This window comes from Shewanella atlantica (assembly GCF_003966265.1).
Classification (GTDB): Bacteria; Pseudomonadota; Gammaproteobacteria; order Enterobacterales; family Shewanellaceae; genus Shewanella; species Shewanella atlantica.
Genome location: NZ_RXNV01000004.1, coordinates 169,292 through 191,845, shown reverse-complemented (window position 1 = coordinate 191,845; position 22,554 = coordinate 169,292). Strand labels below are relative to the sequence as shown.

The following is a 22,554-nucleotide window of genomic DNA, read 5'->3' as shown; positions in this document are numbered from 1 at the left end:
GAGCCGTTTCTGTTAAAGAGAGAAAATTTACGATGAAAAAATTAATATTGGCGTTTGCCTTAGCACTGTTATTCACCGCCTGTGCCCCACATACCTCAGGTATCATGGGCAGCTCGACCGGTGAGGTGAGAGTCGATAACAGAAGTTTTGGCAGTGAAGTGACTGTTGAGCAGATCCAGGCTCGTCAACAGGGAGATCTGCTGCAGGGCTCGGGGATCATACAGAGCAAGGTTGCCACAGATCTGCGTCTTCAATATAAATTCACCTGGTATGATATCAGCGGCTTTACCATAGAGGATGAAGCGAGTGCCTGGAAATCGTTAAAACTCCACGGAAAGCAACGCATGCAGGTGACGGCGCTTGCCCCGAATGCCAATGCAGTCAGGTATGAGTTGTACGTGAGAAAAGCTTTCTCAAATTAATCATTTTCCGATTAGTCCTATGGTACTCGTTGTGATTGGTTAAAATTTTTACAAAAAACGTCAGTATAGCTGACGTTTTTTTATGAAAATTCACTTAATGATGACATAAGTATGTCAATCACTTGTTTAACTCATGTATACTTGCCGGCGCCAAGGGGTGATCCAGTACTGATAATTGATGGTGCTGTGTCTGAGATGTCACAAGACAAACCCTTTGAACCTGATCCGGCTAATACCGGCGTAGGAATGGGCCAATAAGTACAATTGTATTTGTACAACCTTTCTCGCTTTTCCAGTTGCCGGATCTCAAAATATTAATTTGGGGTCCTATGTTTACGTTTAAATCACTAAGTTTTAATTCTGATACCATAAAACGCGTATCACCCGTCGCACTTGCCATCTCAACGGCACTCTCTACAGCATTGACCAGCGGCTATGCTTTCTCTGCCGAGCCAGTTAATGAGCCTACCGCTTCCGATGATATGGAAGTGATTGTGGTCACCTCCGATTTCAGAGGTGCTTCCTTAGACAAAATGCCTTCGAGCATTACCGTCATCGATCAACAGCAGATCGAAGATGAGGGCGCGCAGCATTTTGAAGAGGTACTTAACTCGATTGCTAACTTCAACTGGTCCGGTGGTAGCTCCAGACCTAAATACTTCCAGATCCGTGGTGTCGGAGAGCAGGAGGAGTATCAGGGCGCACCTAACTCTTCGGTGGGTTACATCATCGATGATATTGATATGTCCGGCCTTGGTATGATCTCCAGCATGTATGATCTTCAGCAGGTCGAAGTGCTTCGGGGTCCACAAGGAACGCGCTATGGTGCTAACGCACTCGCAGGCTTAATCTACCTTAAGAGTAACGATCCTACCGATGTTTTCGAACATGGCGCCGAGGTATCTTTAGGAGGCGATGATCTCACCACATTCAGTGGTTTTAGTTCTGGTCCCTTGACCGATTCGGGCAAGCTACTCTATCGGGTATCTTTGCAGCAACATAAGCAAAATGGTTATAGAGACAACCTCTACCTGGGCTTGGATGACACCAATGGACGTGACGAGTTTACCGGTCGTGCCAAGTTACGTTGGTATGCAACCGACCATCTTGAGCTAGACCTTACCCTGCTTCATGCCGATTATAATAATGGCTACGATGCCTGGACATTAGACAACAACGGTTTCGATACGCTCACCGATGAGCCCGGTGTCGATAAGCAGCGCACCACGGGTAGCTCGCTGAAGATGACCTATTCGGGGGCCGAGTCATTCGAACTTGTCTCTTTGACCTCCTATGCACAAACTCAGCATCATCATGGTTACGACGGCGACTGGGCCAACCCGGATTACTGGGGAGATCTGACTTGTTATGGCGAGGCTTGCCAATATGATTACACCTGGAATAAAGAGGGTGAACGCAAAACCGTCAGCCAGGAGTTCAGACTGAGCTCAACCGAAGCCGGACGAATTTTTGCCGGGAGTACCGACTGGTTAGTGGGGCTCTATGGCATGAAACTCGATGAAGATAACGATACGTTAGAGATCTATAACGGTTGGGAAGATCCATTAACGGCGGAATATGACGCTGAAAACCTGGCTGTCTTTGCGCAATTAGACTCAGATTTAGGTGATGGTTACTCACTTTCTGTTGGTGCCAGAGTCGAGAGCCGTGACAGTGAGTACAGTGATAGTGCCGGCGATGCGTTTAACCCGAGTGAAACTATGTGGGGAGGACATATCGCTCTGAGCAAGACCTTGAGTCATACTCAGCAGGCCTATGTAAGAGTCGCACGAGGTTATAAAGCGGGTGGTTTTAATATGTCGCTGCCAACCGAACTGTCTGACAAGAAAGAGTACGATACCGAAACCCTGTATAACTATGAAATCGGATTGAAATCCAACTGGTTAGAGGGACAGGCGTCAACCAATTTGTCATTTTTCTATATGGACAGACGTGATCAGCAGGTGTCAGCATCTCAGCAAAATCCTGATGAGCCACAGAAGTTTATCCTATATACAGAAAATGCGGGAAGCTCGCACAATTATGGCGCCGAGTTAGAGGGCAATTGGTACGCGACCGATAATCTTAAGCTCTATGCTACTCTGGGCTGGCTGGAAACTGCCTATGGTGATTATGAGTATCAGGATAAGTATGGCGGAACCGTCGACCTGTCGGGCCGTGAACTGGCTCATTCGCCTAACTTCACCTATAGCGCAGGCGCGACCTATCGTACCGATTCTGGCTGGTTTGCTAATCTTACGACCAGTGGCAAGAGTGACTTCTACTATTCAGACAGTAACGAGTCTAAGTCTGATGCCTATACTATCTTTAATGCACGCCTGGGCTATGAAACCGATCTTTGGTCAGCCTACCTGTGGGGACGTAACTTGTTTGATGAACAGTATGGTACCCGTGGCTTCTACTTCGGCAACGAGCCGGATCAGGACTGGGCTGATAAGCAATATATACGTTATGGTGATCCCCGTCAGTTAGGGTTAACCGTTAACGTCAAGTTCATGTAAATCAGTCTAGTGTTAGCTATCTGATGATTTAGTATCTTTTAATTTAATTGTGGCGATTCTCTTCTTCAAAAAGAGGGCTGCCAGAGGTCAATGAAATGAAATTAACTGCTGAGATAAGCTGTTACCCTTTACAAGATAACTACCTGGATCCAATCAAGTGGTTTATCGGTCGGGTCGATAGTTACTCGAATATTGAGCGTAAAACCAATGCGATGGCTACTCAGGTCTGCGGTGAATACAGCGATGTGATGTCTATGCTTGCTGTTGAGATGCAAGCCGCCCATGAGAAGTGGGGCAAGGCCGTATTTGTGTGTAAATTTATTGGTGGTGAGTTGGATCTCTCTCACAGCGAGTAACCGGTATTGCCGGAACACGATGTTATAAACTCATATTTGCTCGTGTAAATATGAGTTTATTCATTTAGCAGATGACTAATCAGACATAGAAAGCGGATAGAGTAATGACAGATTTTTGGGCTGCATTGTTGAATACAGTCAGTGGTGCTTTAGCCGAGGCAAATGCCTTGACGGCGTGGGAGGCAGTTGCGGTTATTCTGGCGGCTGGATATTTAGTTCTGGCGATGAAAGGAAGTATATGGTGTTGGTTTGCTGCATTTTTCAGTACTGCCATCTATACGGCGCTTTTCTGGAAGGTGTCGCTGCTGATGGAGTCGGTGTTAAATATCTACTATATGGCCATGGCCGTGTATGGATTTCAGCAGTGGTCTAAGGGAAAGCAGGATGAACATGGCAGTGCCGTGATCTCCTGGAGCCTGACCCGCCATACTCAGATCATCCTGGTGACGGCGGCTATCTCGGGCGTGGTAGGCTATTTGATGTCTAACCATACTCAGGCTTCCTATCCTTACCTCGATGCGGCAACGACCTGCTTTGCGGTGATGACGACCTATCTGGTTGCCAAAAAAGTGTTAGAGAATTGGCTATACTGGGTCATCATAGATCTTGCTTCTATCTATCTGTATTTGCAAAAAGGGCTGATGCTGACGTCATTGTTATTCATTCTCTATGTCGGTATGGCTATCGGAGGATACTTTTTATGGAAATCGACCATGCGTGAGCAGAGTCGGGCTCTCTCTTATTAGACTGGTTTAATTGAATCGTCTTAATAAATGGTCTTAGCGATGATTAATGGCAAAGCTTAGTCAGTATTATTATCAGTTATGCACCGATTATCTGGAACGTGAAAGATGAGTAAAGTTCAGACAAAGACCCTCCTGTCAGTGCTGCCGGCATCGGTAATCGATGAGCTTAAGCTTGCGGGGTTAAACTTTACTTACGGGAGTGTGGCGACACCGCTCGCTCATGGCCTGAGTAATCAAAATTTTCTTATTAACGATGGCGAGCTGGACTGGGTACTCAGGGTCAACTCATCGGCGAGCAGTCAACTCTGTGATCGTCAATCTGAAGTGAGAAATTGGAACATAGCAGCAAATCAGGGGTTAGCACCTAAGTTGTTTTATGTCAGTCAGGACCATGCTTATTACCTTAGCGAGTATGTTCAGCAAGCTCCTGAAGCACAGTGGGGTAGCTTATTAACGGCAAAACCAGCGCACCCTTTGATTGATGAATCGACGCTATGGCCCGATGCTGAAACCCTGTTGTTACCCTTTCTAAGAGGTATATCTCGTCTGCCTGTCCCCGAAAATATTATGGGGGTAACTAAGCAGTGGCAAACCTATCGGGATAAACTGGCGCTTATCGCAGCTAAGCTGTCGACCCTTCCCTACTCGGAGTTGGCGGTTCAATGGCAAATGAGTCATCTGGAATTGCTGGCATTAGAGGATGATATTAATATCTGGCTCGACCGACTCAATGCCTGTTCGCGCTCAGACCAATACAGTCATAGGGATCTCAACCCTCATAATCTACTGTACAAAGAGGGGAAGCTGTACTGTATCGATTTTGAGTATGCCTGCACCTCTCATCCTCTGTTCGATATCGCGGGGGTCCTGTCGACTCATGCACTTTCCACTGCGCAGCGTCATTTTTTAATCGATGGTTATCTGGACGGTCACCCCAACTTAACCCCTGATGCGAAGACGGCACTGCCGGATGCAATAAATATCTATTGGGTCTTTGCCGCTTGCTGGTCTCTGTTGATGGCGGCTGACAGTGGCGATATTGCCGTTGCCGCTCAAAATAACGATACCGGGGAAAACCCTCATAATTCTCAGGAGTACCTGGATTGTTTCGACGATTTTGTCGCGCTTATCTGCTGAAGCCCATCCGCAGACCCTTCGGTAACAAATTCTAGTTATTTTGATAATGTTGACATAAAGTTAAAGTCTGATGAAAGTTATTCCTATCCATGATGGTCTATTGTGACAGTAGTGATAAAAAGGATTAGCGATGCCACTAGTTAAAATATATCAAAAGATTTTAGGGTTACTCCAATACGTCGAAGGTCTGGCTCCTCTGGCGCTCAGACTCTACCTCGCACCCGTGTTGATGCAGGCTGGATACAACAAGTTATCGCATTTCAGTGATACTGCCGCCTGGTTTGGCAATCCCGACTGGGGACTCGGCCTGCCAATGCCTGAAGTGATGGTGGGACTCGCTGCCGGCACCGAGTTCTTTGGGGGCATACTTCTGATCCTCGGGTTAGCCACACGCCTGGTCTCGATTCCTTTAATGGTCACTATGTTAGTCGCCGCTTTTTCGGTTCACTGGGATAACGGTTGGTTGGCCATCGCAGATGTTAATTCCTGGCTCGCCAACGAGCAGGTTCTCGCAGCGGGAGATAAGTTGGCTAAAGCCAAAGAGTTGCTGCAGGAAAATGGTAACTACGAGTGGCTGACAAGTTCGGGCAATTTCGTGGTGTTAAACAACGGGATCGAGTTTGCTATTACCTATTTCATCATGTTGATGGCGCTGCTCTTTATGGGAGGTGGACGTTACACCAGCCTGGATTACTTTGTGGACAAGCATTTCAATAAGGGCAATTAACCCGGTTTTTGCTCTGTCATGATGACATTTTTGTAAATCCCACCTATTTGGTGGGATTTACGTTTAAACCTTTGTTATCCTATTTTTAAATTGATAATAATACCTATCGGTATAACAAGGATAACAGCTTGGACGCCATCGAATTACTGCTAACCCGACAGTCATCTCCTCGCCTTGTAGAGCCTGGCCCCGATGAGACTCAATTAAAAAATATTTTGGATGCAGCCGTAAGGGTGCCCGACCATGGGGGTCTACAGCCATGGGAGTTTATTATCGCTCAGGGAGACGGTTTATCCCGGCTGGGTGAGGTCTTTCTCAATGCTGTGATAGAGAATGGCGCCGATGAGACCCTGCAAGGTAAGGTGAAAGGGATGCCACTGCGCGCGCCTATGGTCATCGTAGTCGTAGCTAAACCTAAACCACATCCGAAGGTACCAGAGCTTGAGCAGTTGCTTGCAGCGGGCTGTGCGGCGATGGCCATGCAACAGGCGGCTTTTGCTCAAGGGCTTGGCGGCATATGGCGCACAGGTGACATGGCATTCGATAAGCATGTTCATCGACAGCTGGGTCTCGGGGGGAGTGATCAGATTGTCGGCTTCCTGTACCTGGGGACTCCAGCGGTAAAGGCGCCGATAAAAGCGAGTCGGGAAGGATCACATTTCGTTCGTTATCTCTGAACCATTATCTTTTAGACTAACAGTAATCGGTAATAGTCAAAGAAAACGCCCGGTTTATGAAAGTAAACCGGGCGTTTTTATGACTTGAATCAGTGATGTATCTGGGTTATCCCGTCTTACCGACATCGAGTTGTTCAAACCAATCGAGAAACTGAGTGACTTGTTCTCCCCTGAATATGCGTCCATGCTGAGGACACATAAAATCGATGTCGAGCTTTCTGACTCTTTCAATCCACTCATTTTTTGCCCTGTTTGAGGGCATCCAGCGTTGATGGAAGAATTTCATCTTCTTGGTGTGGGCCTCGAAGTCATCGACAAAAATATCCACATCGTGATCTTCCAATGCGGCGCCAACGTCGCCACACATCAAGACTCTGGCTGCAGGATCATAAACATGCATATTTCCTGAGGAGTGAAGATAGTGTGCGGGGATAAGTTGTATCTCAACTTGATCCAACACTAAACGACTTCCCTCATCGGGTATCGGTTCATAAGTGATATTACTCATGCCAAAGTGCCTGATAAAGCCCTCCCAAAGCCAGGGAGAGTAGAGCTTTGCACCGGGCAGAGTCTGATCCCAGAGCCCGAGGGATGAGATGATGTCAGGGTCCTGATGGGACGCAAAGAGATGGGTGAGCTGCTCGAGCGGAATATGTTTAACGATATTGGCTAACATGGGCGCAAATAACTCGACTCCCCCGGGATCCATCAACAGGGCTTTCTTGTCGGTAACTAACATGTATTGATTCGTGTCTATGATCTTTTCCGGCTTCTCCGGGTCCCGGCCAAAGTAAATCCATTTATGCGTGGGCGTTTCAACGATAAGCTGACTCTTCATCTATAGTGCTTCCCTGTCTGTGTGACTGAAATTGAGTTGATTACTGAGTGATTGACTGTGGCTTACGCGGCTTCTTGTCCGCTAGAACCATCGAAAAGAGCGATGGCATTATCGACGCGTTGCCGGATCAGGTTGGCGACATTGTCGACGCGATTCGCGACATCGTTAAAGGTTGCCTGGTTAGCGACATCGACCCGACACGCTTCAATTCTGCATATGGACGCGAGGATGTTGGCGGTTCGCAGGTTTCGCTTTAACTCATGGAGTTGCACCTCCATTTGGTTAATGAGGTGCTGAAATGAATGTTGCAGCTGCTGATAATTTTGGGAGGTCTTCTCGACCGCTGGGGCGATAGTCGATGCAAATTTTGCTTCGCGGGCATTTTTTTTGGCTTTTTCAAAGTGCTTAAGTGCAGTCGCCGCTCTTGCTGTGTCGGTAGCTAACTTACTGGCCTTGTGAGCCAGAATGTTGATGTCGGTTGCGGCCTTCATGGTGTAGCAGGCGAGGTCATCGATGAAGCCTGTTAAGGCCTTAAATCCCAGCGCGGCATTACCTACCCGGGATGATGCAGCCTGAGCATTGCTTGCGGTAAGATTAATCTGTTTGCAATAGGTTAATGTGTGGTTGAGTTCGGCAGCGACAACGGCTGCAATGACATAATATTGGCTGACTTGAGTGCGTTTCCTTGACATAGTTCGCTGCTTCCTCTGCTGGACTGAACAAAGTATAGTCTAATTATTTCATGTCAATATGTTGGAAAATCATTTGATTGTATTGGAAACATCCAGGCTGATCCTGCGTCATTTAGAGATTGCAGATGCAGACTTTATTTTGAGTTTACTCAATACCAAGGGATTTCTGGATAATATTGGTGATAGGGGCGTCAGAGATCTGTTGCAGGCTGAAACCTATCTACTTGATGGTCCGCTGGCCAGCTATTATCAGAATGGATTCGGACTTTATCTCGTTGAGTTAAGAGAGAGCGGTGAGCCGATAGGTCTGTCCGGATTAGTCAAAAGGCCGCTGTTTGATAGCCCTGATTTGGGTTATGCATTTCTCCCCGCATTTTGGGGGAAAGGTTACGCCATAGAATCTGCCAAAGCAGTCCTTCTTCACTGTCAGACATTGGGGCTTAAGCAAGTACTGGGGATCGTCAGTCCCGGTAACGAGGCATCGATTTCGGTGTTAGAAAAAGTGGGTATGTCTTATAAAGAGACAAGAATTTGGGAGGAGGATAACTCGGAAGTACTCATCTATGAGATCGCTATTGGGTCGTGAACTCATTAGGTAATTGTGTTAACTTTATTGATATAGATCAAAGTTGTTGTTTTTTCAGACCGTTCTCAGATGTTGTGTGTGCTGGTCAAACCGTAGGTTTTTATATTCAAGCGGTAATTTAAACAGGGAGAGTGTTGTGAAGAGTGAAGTTCATGCTGAGTGTTTGTCCGGGGAGCATATCCTGCTTGAACCCTTGAGTTTAGAGCATATTCCCGCGCTTTCTCTTGCAGTCTCAGACGGAGAACTTTGGCAGTTATGGTACACGAGTGCCCCTCATCCCGATGAGATGAAAGAGTATATAGAAACGGCATTAGCCGCAGAGCAACGAGGTGAAGCCTTAGCCTTTGCCGTACGGGATAGACATTCCGGTGAGATCATCGGCTCGACCCGGATCTGCAATTGGGATCAGGCAAACAGGCGTTTGGAAATAGGTTACACCTGGTATGCAAAGCGCGCACAGAGAACCAGTGCCAACACCGAGACAAAGCTGTTAATGCTGGAATATGCTTTTGATACCTTGGATGTCATGGCGGTTGAGTTCAGAACCCACTGGCACAACCAAGCCTCGAGAGAGGCCATCACCCGTCTCGGTGCTAAACAAGATGGCGTATTGAGAAATCATAAGTTGCTCAGTGACGGTACCGTCAGAGATACCGTTATCTACTCCATCATAGATAGCGAATGGACTGCGGTAAAACAGAACCTCAAATTCAGGCTGCAGAAATATCAAATGTAATTGGTATTGCGGTTACCGCGCTTCTTCTAAGCCTGCTGTACTCGATTCTTAAACAAGATCAGCGACTTCTATCAGACAAGTTTTAATATCCTCACCTTGAAATTAAGTGAGGTCTAAAGTAAAAATACTAAAAAAAGTATTATCAATAACTATTATCAATAACTGTTACCAATAACAGATAACAATTGCAGCAAGGGATCCTAAATGCAAACTTCAGCTTCATATTCACAGACGGCAAACAAATCCGGAGTCAGGAATGGCTTACTCCTTCTCTCTCTATCCCTTATGGTTCAATTGCCGGCAGTTGCTGCCCCGGTAGCTTCAGAGGCCGAAATTGCATTTAACGGAGAAGTACTCGAGTGTGCGTCTTATTACCAAATTAGCTCAGATGCGATATCAAATATGAATGCCCCACAGATGAAGGCCGTCGGTGAGCGCTTGTTACAGTCATCATTAGATGCGATAGCGCTGGCTGAGAAATATCAGAGTAAAGAGCAAGTCGCAGATACGCTTTCGAGTGTTAAAGAGAAGCAGCTGGCATCACTGCCCAATAGTAAAAGCTTGGGGGGCTTGATGGGAAAGTATAAAGACAGATGTAAGTCTCTGCTCGCCGAGCCGCAAAAACGACTCGATTATTGGACCATGGCGACCATGTAATCGGTATAAGCCGCTCACTCACTCACCCTATGGATATAGATGATTTTTATTAAGCATGACCTTATTTGCTGAAGGTGAGAATTTATTTGAAAGATTTAGATTCACTCTCCTGTCTATTAGGCAAGGTCAACCGATTAATGAGCGAAGGGAAGGTTAGATAAATTCCATGAATCTATATTTTATTGCTGCTGCGGGGATGGGGCTGCTTACCTGTGTAGGCCATTTCACCTATGGCGTTAAACATTTTTTAACGCCAATGCTGGATGCTCAGTTTGAGCCTGTGGCAAAAGCCGTATTGCACTGTGTATTTCATTATGTGTCAGTTTTTTTAGTTTTATCAACGTTAGTATTAGCCTCATGTGGTTTCGAACTCGTGTCACATATGCAGGGCTTTAGTCTTATTCTGTTTGTGGCGCTAAATTTTGGCATCTTTGCCATCTGGCAGATCTATATTGCCTTTGTCAGTGATATAAAGACCCCATTCAGACATCTTTTTCAGTGGGTGCTTTTCTTGGGGATCGCGACGATGAGCCTGATGGGGATCTTCCTCTAACTATTTACTATTCTGATCCTTTTGATCAACCTTTCTAACGTATTGCTTCCATTCTTTGCAATTAGTTGAGAGCCATTCTTAACTAATTGCAAATTTATTAAATTCAATTGCTATTTCATTCACATATCTGTCAATCTGTTGCTCAGGTACCCTGATACATTTTTAATTTGTCTTGAACTCCGGCTGCTTGCATAGGTCTGAATTTAGGCGAGATTTATTCGTACCTTTAAGGCACTAATATTCAGGCACTATCACTTGCGCCTGAATATTATCAATTTTCAATTTTTGCAGAGATAGACATGAGTGTTAGCAAGAGATTCTTATGATTAAAGTGAATGGATTAAAAAAAGAATACCGGATGGGAGAAACCTCTGTTTTCGCCCTCAGAGGGGTAGATTTTACCATCAATAAAAATGAGTTTGTCGCGATTATGGGGCCCTCTGGTTCGGGTAAATCGACACTGATGAATATCATAGGTTGTTTGGATAAACCCAGTGAAGGGAGCTATCAGCTTAATCAACAAGAGGTCGCAAGCCTTGATGATGATGCCTTATCGGCAGTGCGTAATAAGGAGATAGGCTTCGTCTTTCAAAGTTTTCACCTATTACCGCGGATGACCGCGCTACAAAATGTCTTGTTGCCGCTACGTTTTTCCAACCCTCCAAATGATGACGCTAGCTATGCCAGTGAATTGTTAACCCGGGTGGGGCTAGGTAGCAGACAAGATCACCGTCCAAACCAGCTATCCGGCGGTCAGAGGCAGCGAGTCGCTATCGCGCGGTCATTAGTTAATCGCCCGGCAATTTTACTCGCCGATGAACCGACCGGGGCATTGGACAGCAAGACATCGGTCGAGATCATGGCCCTGTTTACCGAGCTGCATAAAGCCGGCCAGACCATTATTCTGGTGACCCATGAAGAGGAAGTCGCAGCCTATGCGCAGCGGGTGATACGCATGCGAGATGGTCATATTGTCGAGGTCGAGGAGCGAGGTGAATATGCGGCTTAATCGTGACTCCAGCAGAGTATTTAACTGGCGTCGGTCCCTGCTGTTGGCCGCTCTTTTACTGCCTTTTACCTCAGTGAACGCAGCGAATGAAGCTCCCGGTTTCAGCTCAAAACTGAGCTCGGACCAGGGCTCAAACAAGCAGGTGGAGCCTGAGCGCTTGTTACTGACAGGCAAGATCTCATCGGTGAAATCACAATCATTTATGGTACCCAAGGCGGGGAATGCCTGGCGTTATCAAATTCAATGGATGTTGCCAGAAGGCTCGATAGCGAAGCCCGGTGAAACCGTGGTCATCTTCGATAAGAGTCAGCTCGCCAATCAAATTGAGCAACTAGAGGCCAGTCTGCTGCGGGTGACGGCTCAAGAGCAGAGTCAGTCTATCGATCTGACTTCCAGCGTATTACAGGCAAAATTTGATCTTAAACAGAAAGTATCCGAGCTCGATAAGAGCCAGCTCGATGCCGATGTACCCGCCGATTATATCGCCGCCAAAGATTATGCCGAAAACCAGTTTAATTTAATGAAGGCAAAGAGTGAGCTATCTAAGGCCAGACAATCCCTTAAAGAGGTATTAGATAAACAGGCGGCGAGTAAGGCCCAGTTGGCCATAGATAAAAATCGTGCAAATCTCGAGTTGGCACAAGCCTTAAATGGTTTAGAGCAGTTAGCGCTGAAAGCCGAGATAAAAGGTCCGCTGCTCTATAGTAGCGATCCCTGGTCACAAAAGAAGTATGCCGTTGGCGATACGGTGCAGATAGGCAGGCAGATAGCGAGTCTGCCAGCCATGGAAGAATTAGAGGTTGTGGCCTGGGTGAATGAGGTTGATGTCGATAAAATCGCTATCGGCAACCCCGTGACCTTACGATTAGACTCGCAATCTGATATCAGTTTTAGTGGTGACATTAAGCTCATTGGCCGACAGGCTCAGAAGCAGCTTGCCTGGGGCAGCAGTAACTGGTTTAAGGTGGAGATCCGCTTTGAGCCTGACGAGCGAGTCAAAATCATCCCCGGGATGAGTGTATTAGTCACCGCAGCGGGGCAGATATGATGTTATCTAATATGTGTAACAAGCGTCACACTCGGCTAAGGCGACTCCTCCCGGCTGTAACGCTACTCATGCTCAGTGGTTGTGGCGGCGCGGCCGTGACCAGTGTGGAGCGAGGCGTATTGAGTCAAAGTATTGATGTCACGGGTGAGCTTGTCTCGGCCGATACCATCTCCATGATGCCGCCATCACTGCGCCGGGTGTGGCAATACCAGGTTAAACAGCTGGCACCGGAAGGCTCAGAGGTTAATCAGGGTGACATGGTCGCTCAACTCGATACTTCGGAGCAGACTCAGCGTCTCTCGGTCAAGACGGCCAAGCTTGAGGCAACGATTCAAGATATTGAAACCTCAAAGTTACGCAATGCAAAAAGGCTGGAGGAGTTGAGACTCGAACTGGCGGAAGCACAGATGAACTTCGAGAAGGCTCAGAGAAAATTCAAACTCTCTGATGAAACGGTCGCCGCAATCGACAAAGTAAAATATGAAAAAGATGCGGAGATAGCGAAAGATAGGGTGGTTCTGACCGAACAGAAGCTGGATCTCGAGGCCCAAAGTGCCAGACAGAGAGAGGCGATGTTGATGGGAGACCAGCAAAAGTTTGCCTCTGAGGTCGATGCGCTTAAACGTGGTATCGCGTCTTTGACTCTTATTGCCCCAAGAGCCGGAATGGTGGTTTACGGTAATGATTCTCAAGGTAATAAGATCAAAGAGGGTCAGTCTGTGTTTATGGGTGATGCCGTGCTGAGTATTCCCGATCTCAATAATATGCAGGTGAACATGACCATTCCTGAGGTCGAGGCAAGAAGGGTTAAGTTGGGGCAGACACTGAAAATTCGTCTCGATGCCAACCCTGACCGTGTTTTTACCGGAAAAATTATCGAGCTCGGTGCCGTTTTTCGTAATAAAAATCAGGATATTCCCTTGGTGATTTTCGATGCTGTTGCCAGCATAGACGAGGCGGACACTGAACTGATGCGACCGGGCATGACCGCTAAGATATCGATAGATATTGCCAACGATGAAGAGCAACTGCTGCTGTCACTCGATGCGGTGCATTATGATGCCGGTCAAGCATACGTATTAACGCCGGGTCTGTTTGGTGAATCAAAACAAAGAGTCACATTAGGCGCGATAGGCAAGGAGCTGGTGTCGATCACTTCCGGCCTCGACGTGGGTCAGGAGGTACTGCTGCCATGAGCACCTTATTTAAAAAGAGACAAACAGGAATGGGGATCAGGCGTTGGCGGGGATCATCTCAGCTATCTAAGGCAATAGCCTTAATCGGGCTCTTAAGCTTGTCTGCCTGCAGCCAACAGGCCGCCGATGGGGTGTTGACTATGGAGGTACAGCGCTCCGACTTTAATGTCGAGATCCCTGCAGTTGGTGAGCTAGAGGCCAGTCAGTCGACAGCGGTAACTGTGCCGTCGGGTCTGCGAGGTCCTCAATCATTAGCCTGGATATTGGATAACTTTACCCCGGTTAAGGCGGGTGACGTGGTTGCACGTATGGATCCTACCCGGGAGACCTACCGTCTTAAGATGGAGCAGTTTGATTTCGATAAACTTGGTTACGACAGTCAGATACAGACAGAGAAAGACAGGACAATTAGCCAGACACTGTCGAGTGGAACAGAAATGACGAGCCGGGAAAAGGAGTTGGCCGAACGTTATTTCAGTGAAGATGAACGGGTTTACACTAAGATCGAGATCATCGACCAGATGCGAAACCAAGACTACCTGGTCGCCAAGATGCACTATTTCGATTGGGGGCTGGATAAACATGGTTCTCAAGCCCAGGCGGAGCAGGAGCTGATTAAGCTCAAACAGAAAGGGCACTCGGCAAAGATAAATCGTTTCGAAAACAATCTAAACCAGATGGAGATCACCGCTCCCCATGATGGACTCTTCGTCTATCAAGCGGGCTGGGATGGCGCATCTCCTGTGGTTGGCGACATGATGTGGTCTGGCTTCCCCATCGGTCTGCTACCCGATACCTCGGTGATGCAGGCTAAGCTCTACGTACAGGAGTCTGAAGCGGCGGGGCTCTCTATCGGGAAAACAGCGACCGTCTATCTCGACGCCTACCCGGACAGAGCGTTCATGGGTAAGGTGACCCAGCTCGATGCATTGGCTAAGCCCAAAGAGAAAGACAGTCCGGTGAATTACTTCCAATTTACCATCAGCCTTGACCACACCGCTGCCGATATCATGCAGCCGGGTCGCCAGGTAAGGGCGCAGGTACACTCTCTCAACCTGGAAGATGTGGTGACCGTGCCCAATCAGGCGCTGTTTCAAAAAGAGGGACAATATTGGGTCTACCTGAAAACCGCTAAGGGTTTTATCAAGCAGGCGGTCACTCCGGGTAGCCGCAGTCTGAATCGTACGGTCATCGCTGATGGATTAGTCTCAGGCGATGTTATCGCCCTGACAACGCCGCCGAAAAGGAGTCGGGTATGAGCATCGTCAATGAGAGCAGAGTCTATATCGAGGGCATTAAGCAAGCCTTCGATGAGATGCGTCACCATAAGCTTCGCACCGCACTAACCTTGCTGGGTATGATCTTCGGGGTCGGCGCCGTGATTGCCATGTTGAGTGTCGGTGAAGGTGCCGAGCGTGAGGCCCTTAAGATGATCGAATCTATGGGGGTCAGAAACCTGGTCGTTAACGCCAGACCCGCCGATGGCGAGGCGCTGAAATCGATTCGTGAGCACAGTATCGGCCTTAGCTTAAGAGATGTAGAAAGCGCTAAGGATACCCTGCCATTTGTTGAAAGCTGGAGTGCGGAGAAACAGGTAAAAACCTTCAGCCTGTTTAGTCTGGAAGGGCGCAGTGACGCACAAGTCAAAGGGGTGACCCCGAGTTACTTCTCGCTCAGTGCACTCAAACTCAGCGGTGGTAAAGCCTTCGACGAGACAGATGAGAGCCATTACAGGCAAGTTGCCGTGCTGGGCCCTGAAGCGGCGAGAAGCCTGTTTCCTCAGGGGCAAGCTATCGGCAGTGTGATCAAGATAAATCATCAGTGGTTTACCGTGGTTGGGGTGTTAACCGACGCAGAGAGTGGCAAGTCAAAGATACAGGGGGTGAAGCTGGGCGGTGAACGCAATCAGGTCTTTATTCCGTTGGCGACGGCGCTGAAGAAGATGAACTTTAAGTCACTGGAAGATGAGTTGGACTCGTTTAAGGTTTCAATTACTGAAAATGTGGATCCGTCACTTGCAGCTAAGAGTCTGCGCCACCTGATTAATCGCCGCCACGGCGGTGAAAAAGACTATGACATTGTGGTGCCTGCGGATCTGTTGGCGCAGCATCAGAAGACTCAGCAGATCTTCAATATTGTTATGGCCTGTGTCGCCGGGATCTCCCTGCTGGTTGGCGGCATAGGGATCATGAATATCATGTTAGCTACCATCATGGAGCGCACGGGCGAAATTGGTTTGTTGCGGGCACTCGGTGCCAGGCGTAAAGATATTGCACGTCAGTTCTTAATCGAGAGCATCGCCATCTCTGCCACCGGCGGGATTATTGGCATCGGTGTCGGTTTGCTGCTGGCCGTGGTGATATCGGCGGCTGCCGGTTGGCCTGTGGCCTGGTCACCTTTTGCCATCATTCTTGCGCTCGGTGTCTGCATGACAATCGGTGTCGGTTTTGGTCTGTATCCTGCCAAGAAAGCCGCCAGATTAGACCCGATTGTCGCCCTGCAACGAGATTAATAACCTCTTATGCTACCCATTATACTAATCGGTATAATGGGTAGCTTAATTCAAGCCAAGACAGGCAAGCCTCGCTCCTCTTTTTACTCTCTCAATCCCTGCAACCATCACAATCCCTGCAACCACCACAATCACAATCAGAAATATTCTGATGATTAGCGAGTGCTTTATAAGCAGAGCCTGAACACCTTTTAGACACTTGTGAAAATGACGTTTGAAATTCCGGCAAAAGCGCTCGGTTGCTTATGTTTTATAAGGGCATAACCGATTTTTTGATATATCCTTACGCACCATTTTTTTGCCTGACGATCCCGTTGACAGGTTTTGAGCACACCGCTCACCGATAAAGAAGTCCGTTATGTTTTACACCGAAAACTCAGCCGTTCGATACCCGAAAGGGAATTTTGCCATGTGGAGCGTTTATAGCTTTACCGGGGCATCCATCCTCGCCTCAATCGTGTTCTCCATGTTGTTATTTTTATCCATCGATGACGACCCATTTATGCAGGTGATGTTTGGCTCCCTTGCGGTGATTTTTGAGTTGGGTAAATTCTTCGCCTGGTATGAGGTCGGCGAACGTCAGGCACGGCGTAACTATAGCGGGATGATATTTGCCTTGGTCTTCTATGCCGTACTGGCTGCCATCTCCATAGGTGGTTCGGTGGGGGGAATAAACAGCGCTACCAATAAGGCTCAGGAACATGCAAATGTTCACCAGAGCAAAGTGAACGCTTACAACATGCAGATTGAGTCGATAGAGAAGCAGATCGAGCTGAATAATGTCGCCGCCGAGAAATACATTCAGATGGAGCGTATCGCAACGGGTGTGAAGCGTATTCAAAAAGAGAACGATAAACTCAGGAGCGAGCAGCAGCGCCTCGCTATGGAGCGCGACAGCCTGCCCCTCATAAGTCAGGGCTCTGTCATCGGCTTAATCGACAGTCTGGCCAACTCCCTGAATGTATCGGCGCAGACGGCGCAACTTGGCTTAGTGGTATTTCTGTCGGTACTGCTCGACTTCTTTGCCGCCTTCTTCGTCGGACTCATAGGTGAAGAGAACCGTTTCAGATATCGGTTCCGCCACACTAACCCGGTCACCATAGAGGGGTTAACTTTGCAGGAGATGAAGGCACCGGATCTGCTCAGTCACTTCAAACCCCATGAAGCCAGTTCGATGCAATATGCCAGCGAAATAGAAGATGTTACTGCTGCGCCCGTAACGCCAAAGAGCGCCTATGAACAAGCTATCCATGCCTTGAGTGCCAATCAGGTCAATTGCAGTAAGCGGGCGGTGAGCAAATACCTCAATATCTCTACCGATGAGGTGGACCAGATATTCAGTCGTTTATTTGATGAAGGCATTGTCAGTAAGAAACCCAATAACCATTTTCAGTGGCATGGTGTGAGTGAGTCTATTGCTTAGTTATTGATTCATGATACGACTTTACCAGCCGCCTGTAAGCCTTGAGGTGGTTGGTTGAGTCGTCCTCTTTCAACTTTGTCACCTTTCCATATCCGCTTCATTTTTAATGCCTTCTCAGATTAATCGAACGCTAATTTAGTCATCACGCTTTACAAAATCCAGATGACCTGTATATTGCATATTGGATATTTTATCTGATTTGGTCGCAAAACAGATAATGCTGTCATTCAATACTGCTGTATCTGTTCCTTCGGACTCAGTTGCAGTGCTCATCTATACCTCCTTGCTTTAAATGAGTTTAACTAACTGTTTAACAAGGCGGGTTTAAAACAATAAGAGAAACTATTGATATGATAAATAAACTAACCCTTTCAGTTTGTGCTTTGGTTATCGGCACTTCCTCATACGCACAGGCTAAACAGCCGGAGTTTGCCGCTCATCACTGTAAGGCTGGTGAAATTAATGCCCAGCACTATAGAAATTTCCCCGCCGCCCTTGAGGAGGCACAAAATAGACTGCAAGGCCTAGCCGCAGTTAAACAAGCCAGAGAGAATAAAGCTGCCGATATCTCTGTGATGGGGATATCAGCAAGCCATAAATACATCATTCCGGTGGTGTTCCATGTCTATGGCACGGTTCATAATGGCGATACGGTTAACGATGCGGTAATCATCGATGCGCTGTATAAGACCAATGAAGATTTTCAGGGGCAGACGGCCGATTTCGCCGACATCGATCCTGAGTTCACCGGTGTAAAAGACAGTTTAAATGTCGAATTTCGTCTGGCCGAATTGGACCCTGAAGGTAACCCGACCTCGGGGATCATCTACCACCCGCAATCTTCCGGCGCCGGTAACTATTCCAGCAGCGATGTGAAAAATGATCATTGGGATAACTACAAATACATGAATGTGTATATTCAAAATGATCTCTATGCCGATGGTGTCACCAATAACTCAGGTGTCGCCTGGTATCCGGACTCCGGCATGTCTGACGATGGCCTTGCCCGGGTCACCTACAACGGGGCTTACCTTGGAACCAACACAGACGAGAACTTTCGCTCTGTATTAACCCATGAATTTGGCCACTTCCTCGACCTTATCCACACCTTCGAAGGCGGATGTAAGCGGGGCGCGGCCAAGCGTTGTGGTAAAACCGGTGATAAGAACTGCGATACGCCGCAGCAAAATAGCTGGCAGATGAACCCCGGAGATGGTGGGATCTTAAACTGTCTGGGTGAGACGATTAACTGGCAGAACTTCATGGCCTATTCGGATCAGTATGCCAATTACACTCAGGATCAGGTCGATCGCATGGTTAATGGTTTAGCCAGCCCGGCGCGTCAAAGCTTATGGTCAGCATCTAACCTGGTGGCGACGGGCACCAACTATTAATCATCAGGTAAAATCTTAACCGCAGGGACGCGGTTTTTTATCACTTCACTGCCTGTTTCATCCTTACCCTGGCGAGCGCGCATCAATATAGCTTCGAAGAGCGGGGCGCTTATATGGGCTCAGATACGGCTCGATTTCACTTCTCAATTCCCCTTAACCTGTTAGAGTAGATACTCGACAACAAATCTTATGGTGTTCATTGAAATATATCGAATTTTTGCTATCTGGCAAACCATGTCAGGAGTAGGATGAAGGGCTAATATAAGAACTAATACAACAGCTAATACAAGAGCCTATACAAGGGCTTATATCAGAGACAAATGTCAGGGAGAGTCGCCATGGAACGCAACACTAAAAGCAGGTTTTTTCATCTTCAGGTTATAGCGTACAAGGGCTATATGAAGGTGTTGAAAGTGGCGGCCAAGATAATCCCTATGCCCAAGCCGACCCTGTTTACCGGTGCCGGTTCTTCACTTGAGTTGTGTGACGCCATGGCTCAGATGGGGATGAAGCGGGTGTTGATTGTTACCGACACGGTGCTGGTAAAGCTGGGGCTTTTAGATGCGATTCAAACGAGCCTGTCGGACAATCATGTTGAATATGTCATCTACGATGGTGTACTGCCTGATCCAACCTATGCCCAGGTAGAGTCCGGCTTAGCCTTATATAAGAGGCATAATTGTGATGCCATTCTGGCTGTCGGCGGGGGCTCGCCGATAGATGCTGCAAAGGTTATCGCCGCCCGAGTGAATAATCGTCGTGAGATCAAAAAACTCACCGGCCTCTTCAGAGTCTGGAAAGCGCCTGCCCCCCTGTTTGCCATTCCGACCACGGCGGGAACGGGCTCCGAGGTGACCATAGCTGCGGTGGTTTCCGATCCTGTCACCCATAAGAAGACACCACTCATCGATCCCAAACTTGTGCCCATGATGGCATCGCTGGATGCATCGTTAATGACAGGTTTACCCGCTCATGTGACGAGCGCGACAGGCATGGATGCACTGACCCATGCCGTAGAAGCCTTTATCTCGATGAACGCTTCACCCGATACCGATGCCTATGCTATCGCGGCGACGCGTCTTATCATGCAAAATTTATCAAAAGTGGTCCTCGATGGCAGCGATCTCAAGGCGCGGCATAATATGGCGATGGCCTCCTATTACGCCGGTCTGGCATTTACCAAGGCAAGCTTAGGTTATGTCCATGCCATCTCCCACAATCTGGGGGCCAAATACGGCACTCCCCACGGATTGGCCAATGCCATCGTCTTACCCTATGTACTTAATTACTCTAAGGCCGAGATCCTGCCACGTTTGGCCGAGCTGTCACGTGCCTGTGGTTTTGGCGCAGATGGAGATACAGACGAGGCGTTGGCACAGGGCTTTATTGAGCATATTCAGGGAATGCTCAAAGAGTATGGCATCGCTTCACAGCTCGACTCTCTTAAGCTTGAAGATGTGCCCGAGTTAGCTAAGGCGGCGTTATCCGAAGCCCACTTTAACTATCCTGTGCCAAAATATATGAATCAAGACCAGTGTGAGTCTCTGATCAAGCAGATGCTGGTGGCGTAAAAGGCCCGGCTCAGCTATCAGGGGCCAGCGAATAGCTGAGCTTACTCATAGCTCTTGGTGAACTCACCCGTAGAAGAGGGTGAGCTCACTCATAGAAAAAAATGCTGAATAGGCGTAATATGCCGTTCCTGTTTTTATGGTGAGCCTCTTATGAAACTTTTTTTTGCCTCCGATCTCCATGGCTGCTTCGATAGCACTTCACAAATGATCGCCGCGTTCGAGCGAAGCGGCGCCGAGCATCTGATCTTATTAGGGGACATACTCAATCACGGTCCCAGAAATGCGCTGCCATCGGGCTATGCACCTATCAAGGTTGCAGAACTGCTGAACCAATACGGTGATAAAATCATCGCCGTAAGAGGAAACTGTGACAGTGAAGTCGACCAGGTTCTGCTCGATTTTCCTATCATGTCTGACTATAACTTAGTGCTGCTGCCTAACGGCCGACGTCTGTTTTTGACCCATGGTCACCTATTTAACAGTGATAGCAGTAATAAGCACCCACGTCTGTGCCCCGGTGATATCATCGCCTCCGGTCATACCCATCTTCCTGTCGCCGCACCAAAGGGTGATTTTATCGAGTTTAACCCAGGCTCTGTGACCATTCCCCGTGGCGGCCATGTTGCCAGTTATGGATTACTCGAGGACGACACCCTGTCGGTAATGAGCTTCGATGGAAAAGAGCTCTGCTCTGTGCGCCTCGACTAAGTATCGCGGCTGCGATATCAATTAACTCATTGACCCGATTCTATTTTCTGTGTTACTTGTTAATCACTATTTGTGTTTAGGTTCGCGTTTAGGCTCGTGTTTAGCTTCGTGATAAGAAAGAGGGAGTAACAGTGAAAACAATCGGCATGATAGGCGGAATGAGTTGGGAGTCTACGGTAAGTTACTACAAGGCGCTCAATGAGGGGGTAAAGCAACACCTAGGTGGGCTACACAGTGCGAAAATAGCACTCGTGAGTGTCGATTTTGCTGAGATAGAGCGGTTGCAACACTCGGGCGAGTGGGGCAAGACGGCGGATATTCTTAGCGATGCTGCCGCTTCGGTCGAAGCCGCAGGGGCCGACTTTTTCATGATATGCACTAACACCATGCATAAAGTTGCCGATGAGATCTGCGCTAATGCGTCTATTCCGCTACTACATATCGCCGATGCCACGGCAGAGCAGTTAGTCAGTGACGGAGTAAAAAAGGTTGGCCTGCTGGGTACCCAATTTACCATGGAGCAGGACTTCTATCGCGGGCGCTTAACGGATAAGTTCGGTATCGAAGTGGTGATCCCAGATAGTGCACAACGAGAGCGCGCGCATCAGATCATCTATGAAGAGCTTTGTCAGGGCCAGGTGAATACCACATCTCGTGAAGCCTACCTCGCGATTATTCAGGATCTACAAGCACAGGGAGCCGAAGCCGTCATTCTGGGCTGCACCGAAATTGCCCTGTTGGTGTCTCAACAAGACACCGAAGTACCGCTTTATGACACCACAGAGATCCACGCCAAAGCCGCAGTTCAACTGGCGCTCTCATAGCCGAAACCGTAGCCTTCGAATGAAGGCTTATTACATTTTCTGATTTAGCTTCTGGGTGAGTTGGTATTGGGGAGTTTTTGTGAAGGTTTTACCTTCAATATGGACTAATAACCTGCGGCTCGTGCCGTGCAGGGATGCACAAATGTCGTGGTGGCAGGTCAATGATGTTCCCTACATCATCATGACATTTCCCATATCCCTATGGGTCAGATGCCTAATA

Annotated in this window: 24 protein-coding genes and 1 riboswitch; of the genes, 21 read left to right on the top strand and 3 right to left on the bottom strand. The window is 47.9% G+C overall.

Going from position 1 to position 22,554, the window contains the following annotated elements; translation table 11 throughout:
• Positions 1-32: 32 nt before the first annotated feature.
• From EKG39_RS12105 to EKG39_RS12075, 7 genes are all read left to right on the top strand, one after another.
• Entirely contained in the window at positions 33-422 is a 390-nt protein-coding gene (locus EKG39_RS12105) for a YcfL family putative periplasmic lipoprotein (protein WP_126506004.1), read from the top strand.
• 143 nt (positions 423-565) lie between these two features.
• A riboswitch (TPP riboswitch) is annotated at positions 566-686 on the top strand.
• Positions 687-751: 65 nt separating this feature from the next.
• Positions 752-2,944 (top strand): TonB-dependent receptor, encoded by a 2,193-nt coding sequence (locus EKG39_RS12100; RefSeq protein WP_126506003.1) that lies wholly within the window; start codon positions 752-754, stop codon positions 2,942-2,944.
• A gap of 95 nt (positions 2,945-3,039) precedes the next feature.
• Positions 3,040-3,300, top strand: coding sequence for a YkoF family thiamine/hydroxymethylpyrimidine-binding protein (locus EKG39_RS12095; protein ID WP_126506002.1), 261 nt, complete (start codon positions 3,040-3,042; stop codon positions 3,298-3,300).
• A 104-nt stretch (positions 3,301-3,404) separates the two neighbouring features.
• Positions 3,405-4,046 (top strand): nicotinamide riboside transporter PnuC, encoded by a 642-nt coding sequence (pnuC, locus tag EKG39_RS12090; protein ID WP_126506001.1) that lies wholly within the window; start codon positions 3,405-3,407, stop codon positions 4,044-4,046.
• 105 nt (positions 4,047-4,151) lie between these two features.
• Positions 4,152-5,183 carry a phosphotransferase gene (locus EKG39_RS12085; protein WP_126506000.1) on the top strand — a complete coding sequence of 344 codons (1,032 nt, stop codon included), beginning with the start codon at positions 4,152-4,154 and terminating at the stop codon, positions 5,181-5,183.
• Positions 5,184-5,313: 130 nt separating this feature from the next.
• Entirely contained in the window at positions 5,314-5,910 is a 597-nt protein-coding gene (locus EKG39_RS12080) for an HvfX family Cu-binding RiPP maturation protein (protein WP_126505999.1), read from the top strand.
• A 128-nt stretch (positions 5,911-6,038) separates the two neighbouring features.
• Positions 6,039-6,587 (top strand): NAD(P)H nitroreductase, encoded by a 549-nt coding sequence (locus EKG39_RS12075; RefSeq protein WP_126505998.1) that lies wholly within the window; start codon positions 6,039-6,041, stop codon positions 6,585-6,587.
• Between the two features lie 106 nt (positions 6,588-6,693).
• Here the strand turns inward: EKG39_RS12075 and EKG39_RS12070 are convergent, their stop codons facing one another.
• On the bottom strand, positions 6,694-7,425 hold the full coding sequence (locus tag EKG39_RS12070) for an oxygen-binding di-iron domain-containing protein (RefSeq protein WP_126505997.1): 732 nt from the start codon (positions 7,423-7,425) through the stop codon (positions 6,694-6,696).
• A 62-nt stretch (positions 7,426-7,487) separates the two neighbouring features.
• Positions 7,488-8,117, bottom strand: a complete 630-nt coding sequence (locus tag EKG39_RS12065) for a chemotaxis protein (protein WP_126505996.1) — start codon at positions 8,115-8,117, stop codon at positions 7,488-7,490.
• A gap of 58 nt (positions 8,118-8,175) precedes the next feature.
• On the opposite strand from EKG39_RS12065, the gene EKG39_RS12060 reads away from it, so the two are divergent.
• The 10 genes from EKG39_RS12060 to EKG39_RS12015 all read left to right on the top strand — a co-directional run bounded on the left by EKG39_RS12060 (position 8,176) and on the right by EKG39_RS12015 (position 17,837).
• A complete protein-coding gene (locus EKG39_RS12060; protein ID WP_126505995.1) occupies positions 8,176-8,703 on the top strand; it encodes a GNAT family N-acetyltransferase in 528 nt (175 codons plus the stop codon).
• Positions 8,704-8,839: 136 nt separating this feature from the next.
• Complete coding sequence (locus EKG39_RS12055; protein ID WP_126505994.1) at positions 8,840-9,439, top strand: GNAT family N-acetyltransferase; 600 nt, start codon at positions 8,840-8,842, stop codon at positions 9,437-9,439.
• 285 nt (positions 9,440-9,724) lie between these two features.
• Positions 9,725-10,096 carry a hypothetical protein gene (locus EKG39_RS12050; RefSeq protein WP_246028487.1) on the top strand — a complete coding sequence of 124 codons (372 nt, stop codon included), beginning with the start codon at positions 9,725-9,727 and terminating at the stop codon, positions 10,094-10,096.
• A 166-nt stretch (positions 10,097-10,262) separates the two neighbouring features.
• On the top strand, positions 10,263-10,649 hold the full coding sequence (locus tag EKG39_RS12045) for a hypothetical protein (protein ID WP_126505992.1): 387 nt from the start codon (positions 10,263-10,265) through the stop codon (positions 10,647-10,649).
• A 322-nt stretch (positions 10,650-10,971) separates the two neighbouring features.
• On the top strand, positions 10,972-11,658 hold the full coding sequence (locus tag EKG39_RS12040; RefSeq protein WP_126505991.1) for an ABC transporter ATP-binding protein: 687 nt from the start codon (positions 10,972-10,974) through the stop codon (positions 11,656-11,658).
• The gene (locus tag EKG39_RS12035) at positions 11,648-12,706 is read left to right on the top strand and encodes an HlyD family secretion protein (protein WP_126505990.1); all 1,059 of its coding nucleotides are present in this window, start codon (positions 11,648-11,650) and stop codon (positions 12,704-12,706) included. The genes EKG39_RS12040 and EKG39_RS12035 overlap by 11 nt, the downstream gene beginning before the upstream one ends.
• Complete coding sequence (locus EKG39_RS12030; RefSeq protein WP_126505989.1) at positions 12,703-13,902, top strand: efflux RND transporter periplasmic adaptor subunit; 1,200 nt, start codon at positions 12,703-12,705, stop codon at positions 13,900-13,902. The genes EKG39_RS12035 and EKG39_RS12030 overlap by 4 nt, the downstream gene beginning before the upstream one ends.
• Before the next feature lie 29 nt (positions 13,903-13,931).
• On the top strand, positions 13,932-15,161 hold the full coding sequence (locus EKG39_RS12025) for an efflux RND transporter periplasmic adaptor subunit (protein WP_126506105.1): 1,230 nt from the start codon (positions 13,932-13,934) through the stop codon (positions 15,159-15,161).
• Positions 15,158-16,414 (top strand): ABC transporter permease, encoded by a 1,257-nt coding sequence (locus EKG39_RS12020; RefSeq protein WP_126505988.1) that lies wholly within the window; start codon positions 15,158-15,160, stop codon positions 16,412-16,414. The genes EKG39_RS12025 and EKG39_RS12020 overlap by 4 nt, the downstream gene beginning before the upstream one ends.
• A 358-nt stretch (positions 16,415-16,772) precedes the next feature.
• Complete coding sequence (locus EKG39_RS12015; RefSeq protein ID WP_126505987.1) at positions 16,773-17,837, top strand: Preprotein translocase subunit SecY; 1,065 nt, start codon at positions 16,773-16,775, stop codon at positions 17,835-17,837.
• Between the two features lie 135 nt (positions 17,838-17,972).
• On the opposite strand, the gene EKG39_RS23390 is transcribed toward EKG39_RS12015, so the two are convergent.
• Positions 17,973-18,110, bottom strand: a complete 138-nt coding sequence (locus EKG39_RS23390; RefSeq protein WP_185817586.1) for a hypothetical protein — start codon at positions 18,108-18,110, stop codon at positions 17,973-17,975.
• Between the two features lie 77 nt (positions 18,111-18,187).
• Here EKG39_RS23390 and EKG39_RS12010 point away from each other — a divergent pair, with 77 nt between their 5' ends.
• The 4 genes from EKG39_RS12010 (at position 18,188) to EKG39_RS11995 (ending at position 22,334) form a co-directional block, all read left to right on the top strand.
• Positions 18,188-19,231 (top strand): M43 family zinc metalloprotease, encoded by a 1,044-nt coding sequence (locus EKG39_RS12010; protein ID WP_126505986.1) that lies wholly within the window; start codon positions 18,188-18,190, stop codon positions 19,229-19,231.
• A gap of 338 nt (positions 19,232-19,569) precedes the next feature.
• Positions 19,570-20,802, top strand: a complete 1,233-nt coding sequence (locus EKG39_RS12005) for an iron-containing alcohol dehydrogenase (protein ID WP_126505985.1) — start codon at positions 19,570-19,572, stop codon at positions 20,800-20,802.
• A 150-nt stretch (positions 20,803-20,952) separates the two neighbouring features.
• Entirely contained in the window at positions 20,953-21,510 is a 558-nt protein-coding gene (yfcE, locus tag EKG39_RS12000) for a phosphodiesterase (protein ID WP_126505984.1), read from the top strand.
• A 131-nt stretch (positions 21,511-21,641) separates the two neighbouring features.
• Positions 21,642-22,334 carry an aspartate/glutamate racemase family protein gene (locus EKG39_RS11995; RefSeq protein ID WP_126505983.1) on the top strand — a complete coding sequence of 231 codons (693 nt, stop codon included), beginning with the start codon at positions 21,642-21,644 and terminating at the stop codon, positions 22,332-22,334.
• Positions 22,335-22,554: the final 220 nt, after the last annotated feature.

Excerpts from the sequence above, each read along its gene's own strand:
- EKG39_RS12105 (WP_126506004.1), top strand. The coding sequence starts at position 33 with ATGAAAAAATTAATATTGGCGTTTGCCTTAGCACTGTTATTCACCGCC.
- EKG39_RS12100 (WP_126506003.1), top strand. The coding sequence starts at position 752 with ATGTTTACGTTTAAATCACTAAGTTTTAATTCTGATACCATAAAACGC.
- EKG39_RS12095 (WP_126506002.1), top strand. The coding sequence starts at position 3,040 with ATGAAATTAACTGCTGAGATAAGCTGTTACCCTTTACAAGATAACTAC.
- pnuC (WP_126506001.1), top strand. The coding sequence starts at position 3,405 with ATGACAGATTTTTGGGCTGCATTGTTGAATACAGTCAGTGGTGCTTTA.
- EKG39_RS12085 (WP_126506000.1), top strand. The coding sequence starts at position 4,152 with ATGAGTAAAGTTCAGACAAAGACCCTCCTGTCAGTGCTGCCGGCATCG.
- EKG39_RS12080 (WP_126505999.1), top strand. The coding sequence starts at position 5,314 with ATGCCACTAGTTAAAATATATCAAAAGATTTTAGGGTTACTCCAATAC.
- EKG39_RS12070 (WP_126505997.1), bottom strand. The coding sequence starts at position 7,425 with ATGAAGAGTCAGCTTATCGTTGAAACGCCCACGCATAAATGGATTTAC.
- EKG39_RS12065 (WP_126505996.1), bottom strand. The coding sequence starts at position 8,117 with ATGTCAAGGAAACGCACTCAAGTCAGCCAATATTATGTCATTGCAGCC.
- EKG39_RS12060 (WP_126505995.1), top strand. The coding sequence starts at position 8,176 with ATGTTGGAAAATCATTTGATTGTATTGGAAACATCCAGGCTGATCCTG.
- EKG39_RS12050 (WP_246028487.1), top strand. The coding sequence starts at position 9,725 with ATGGTTCAATTGCCGGCAGTTGCTGCCCCGGTAGCTTCAGAGGCCGAA.
- EKG39_RS12045 (WP_126505992.1), top strand. The coding sequence starts at position 10,263 with ATGAATCTATATTTTATTGCTGCTGCGGGGATGGGGCTGCTTACCTGT.
- EKG39_RS12040 (WP_126505991.1), top strand. The coding sequence starts at position 10,972 with ATGATTAAAGTGAATGGATTAAAAAAAGAATACCGGATGGGAGAAACC.
- EKG39_RS12035 (WP_126505990.1), top strand. The coding sequence starts at position 11,648 with ATGCGGCTTAATCGTGACTCCAGCAGAGTATTTAACTGGCGTCGGTCC.
- EKG39_RS12030 (WP_126505989.1), top strand. The coding sequence starts at position 12,703 with ATGATGTTATCTAATATGTGTAACAAGCGTCACACTCGGCTAAGGCGA.
- EKG39_RS12025 (WP_126506105.1), top strand. The coding sequence starts at position 13,932 with ATGGGGATCAGGCGTTGGCGGGGATCATCTCAGCTATCTAAGGCAATA.
- EKG39_RS12020 (WP_126505988.1), top strand. The coding sequence starts at position 15,158 with ATGAGCATCGTCAATGAGAGCAGAGTCTATATCGAGGGCATTAAGCAA.
- EKG39_RS12015 (WP_126505987.1), top strand. The coding sequence starts at position 16,773 with ATGTTTTACACCGAAAACTCAGCCGTTCGATACCCGAAAGGGAATTTT.
- EKG39_RS23390 (WP_185817586.1), bottom strand. The coding sequence starts at position 18,110 with ATGAGCACTGCAACTGAGTCCGAAGGAACAGATACAGCAGTATTGAAT.
- EKG39_RS12010 (WP_126505986.1), top strand. The coding sequence starts at position 18,188 with ATGATAAATAAACTAACCCTTTCAGTTTGTGCTTTGGTTATCGGCACT.
- EKG39_RS12005 (WP_126505985.1), top strand. The coding sequence starts at position 19,570 with ATGGAACGCAACACTAAAAGCAGGTTTTTTCATCTTCAGGTTATAGCG.
- yfcE (WP_126505984.1), top strand. The coding sequence starts at position 20,953 with ATGAAACTTTTTTTTGCCTCCGATCTCCATGGCTGCTTCGATAGCACT.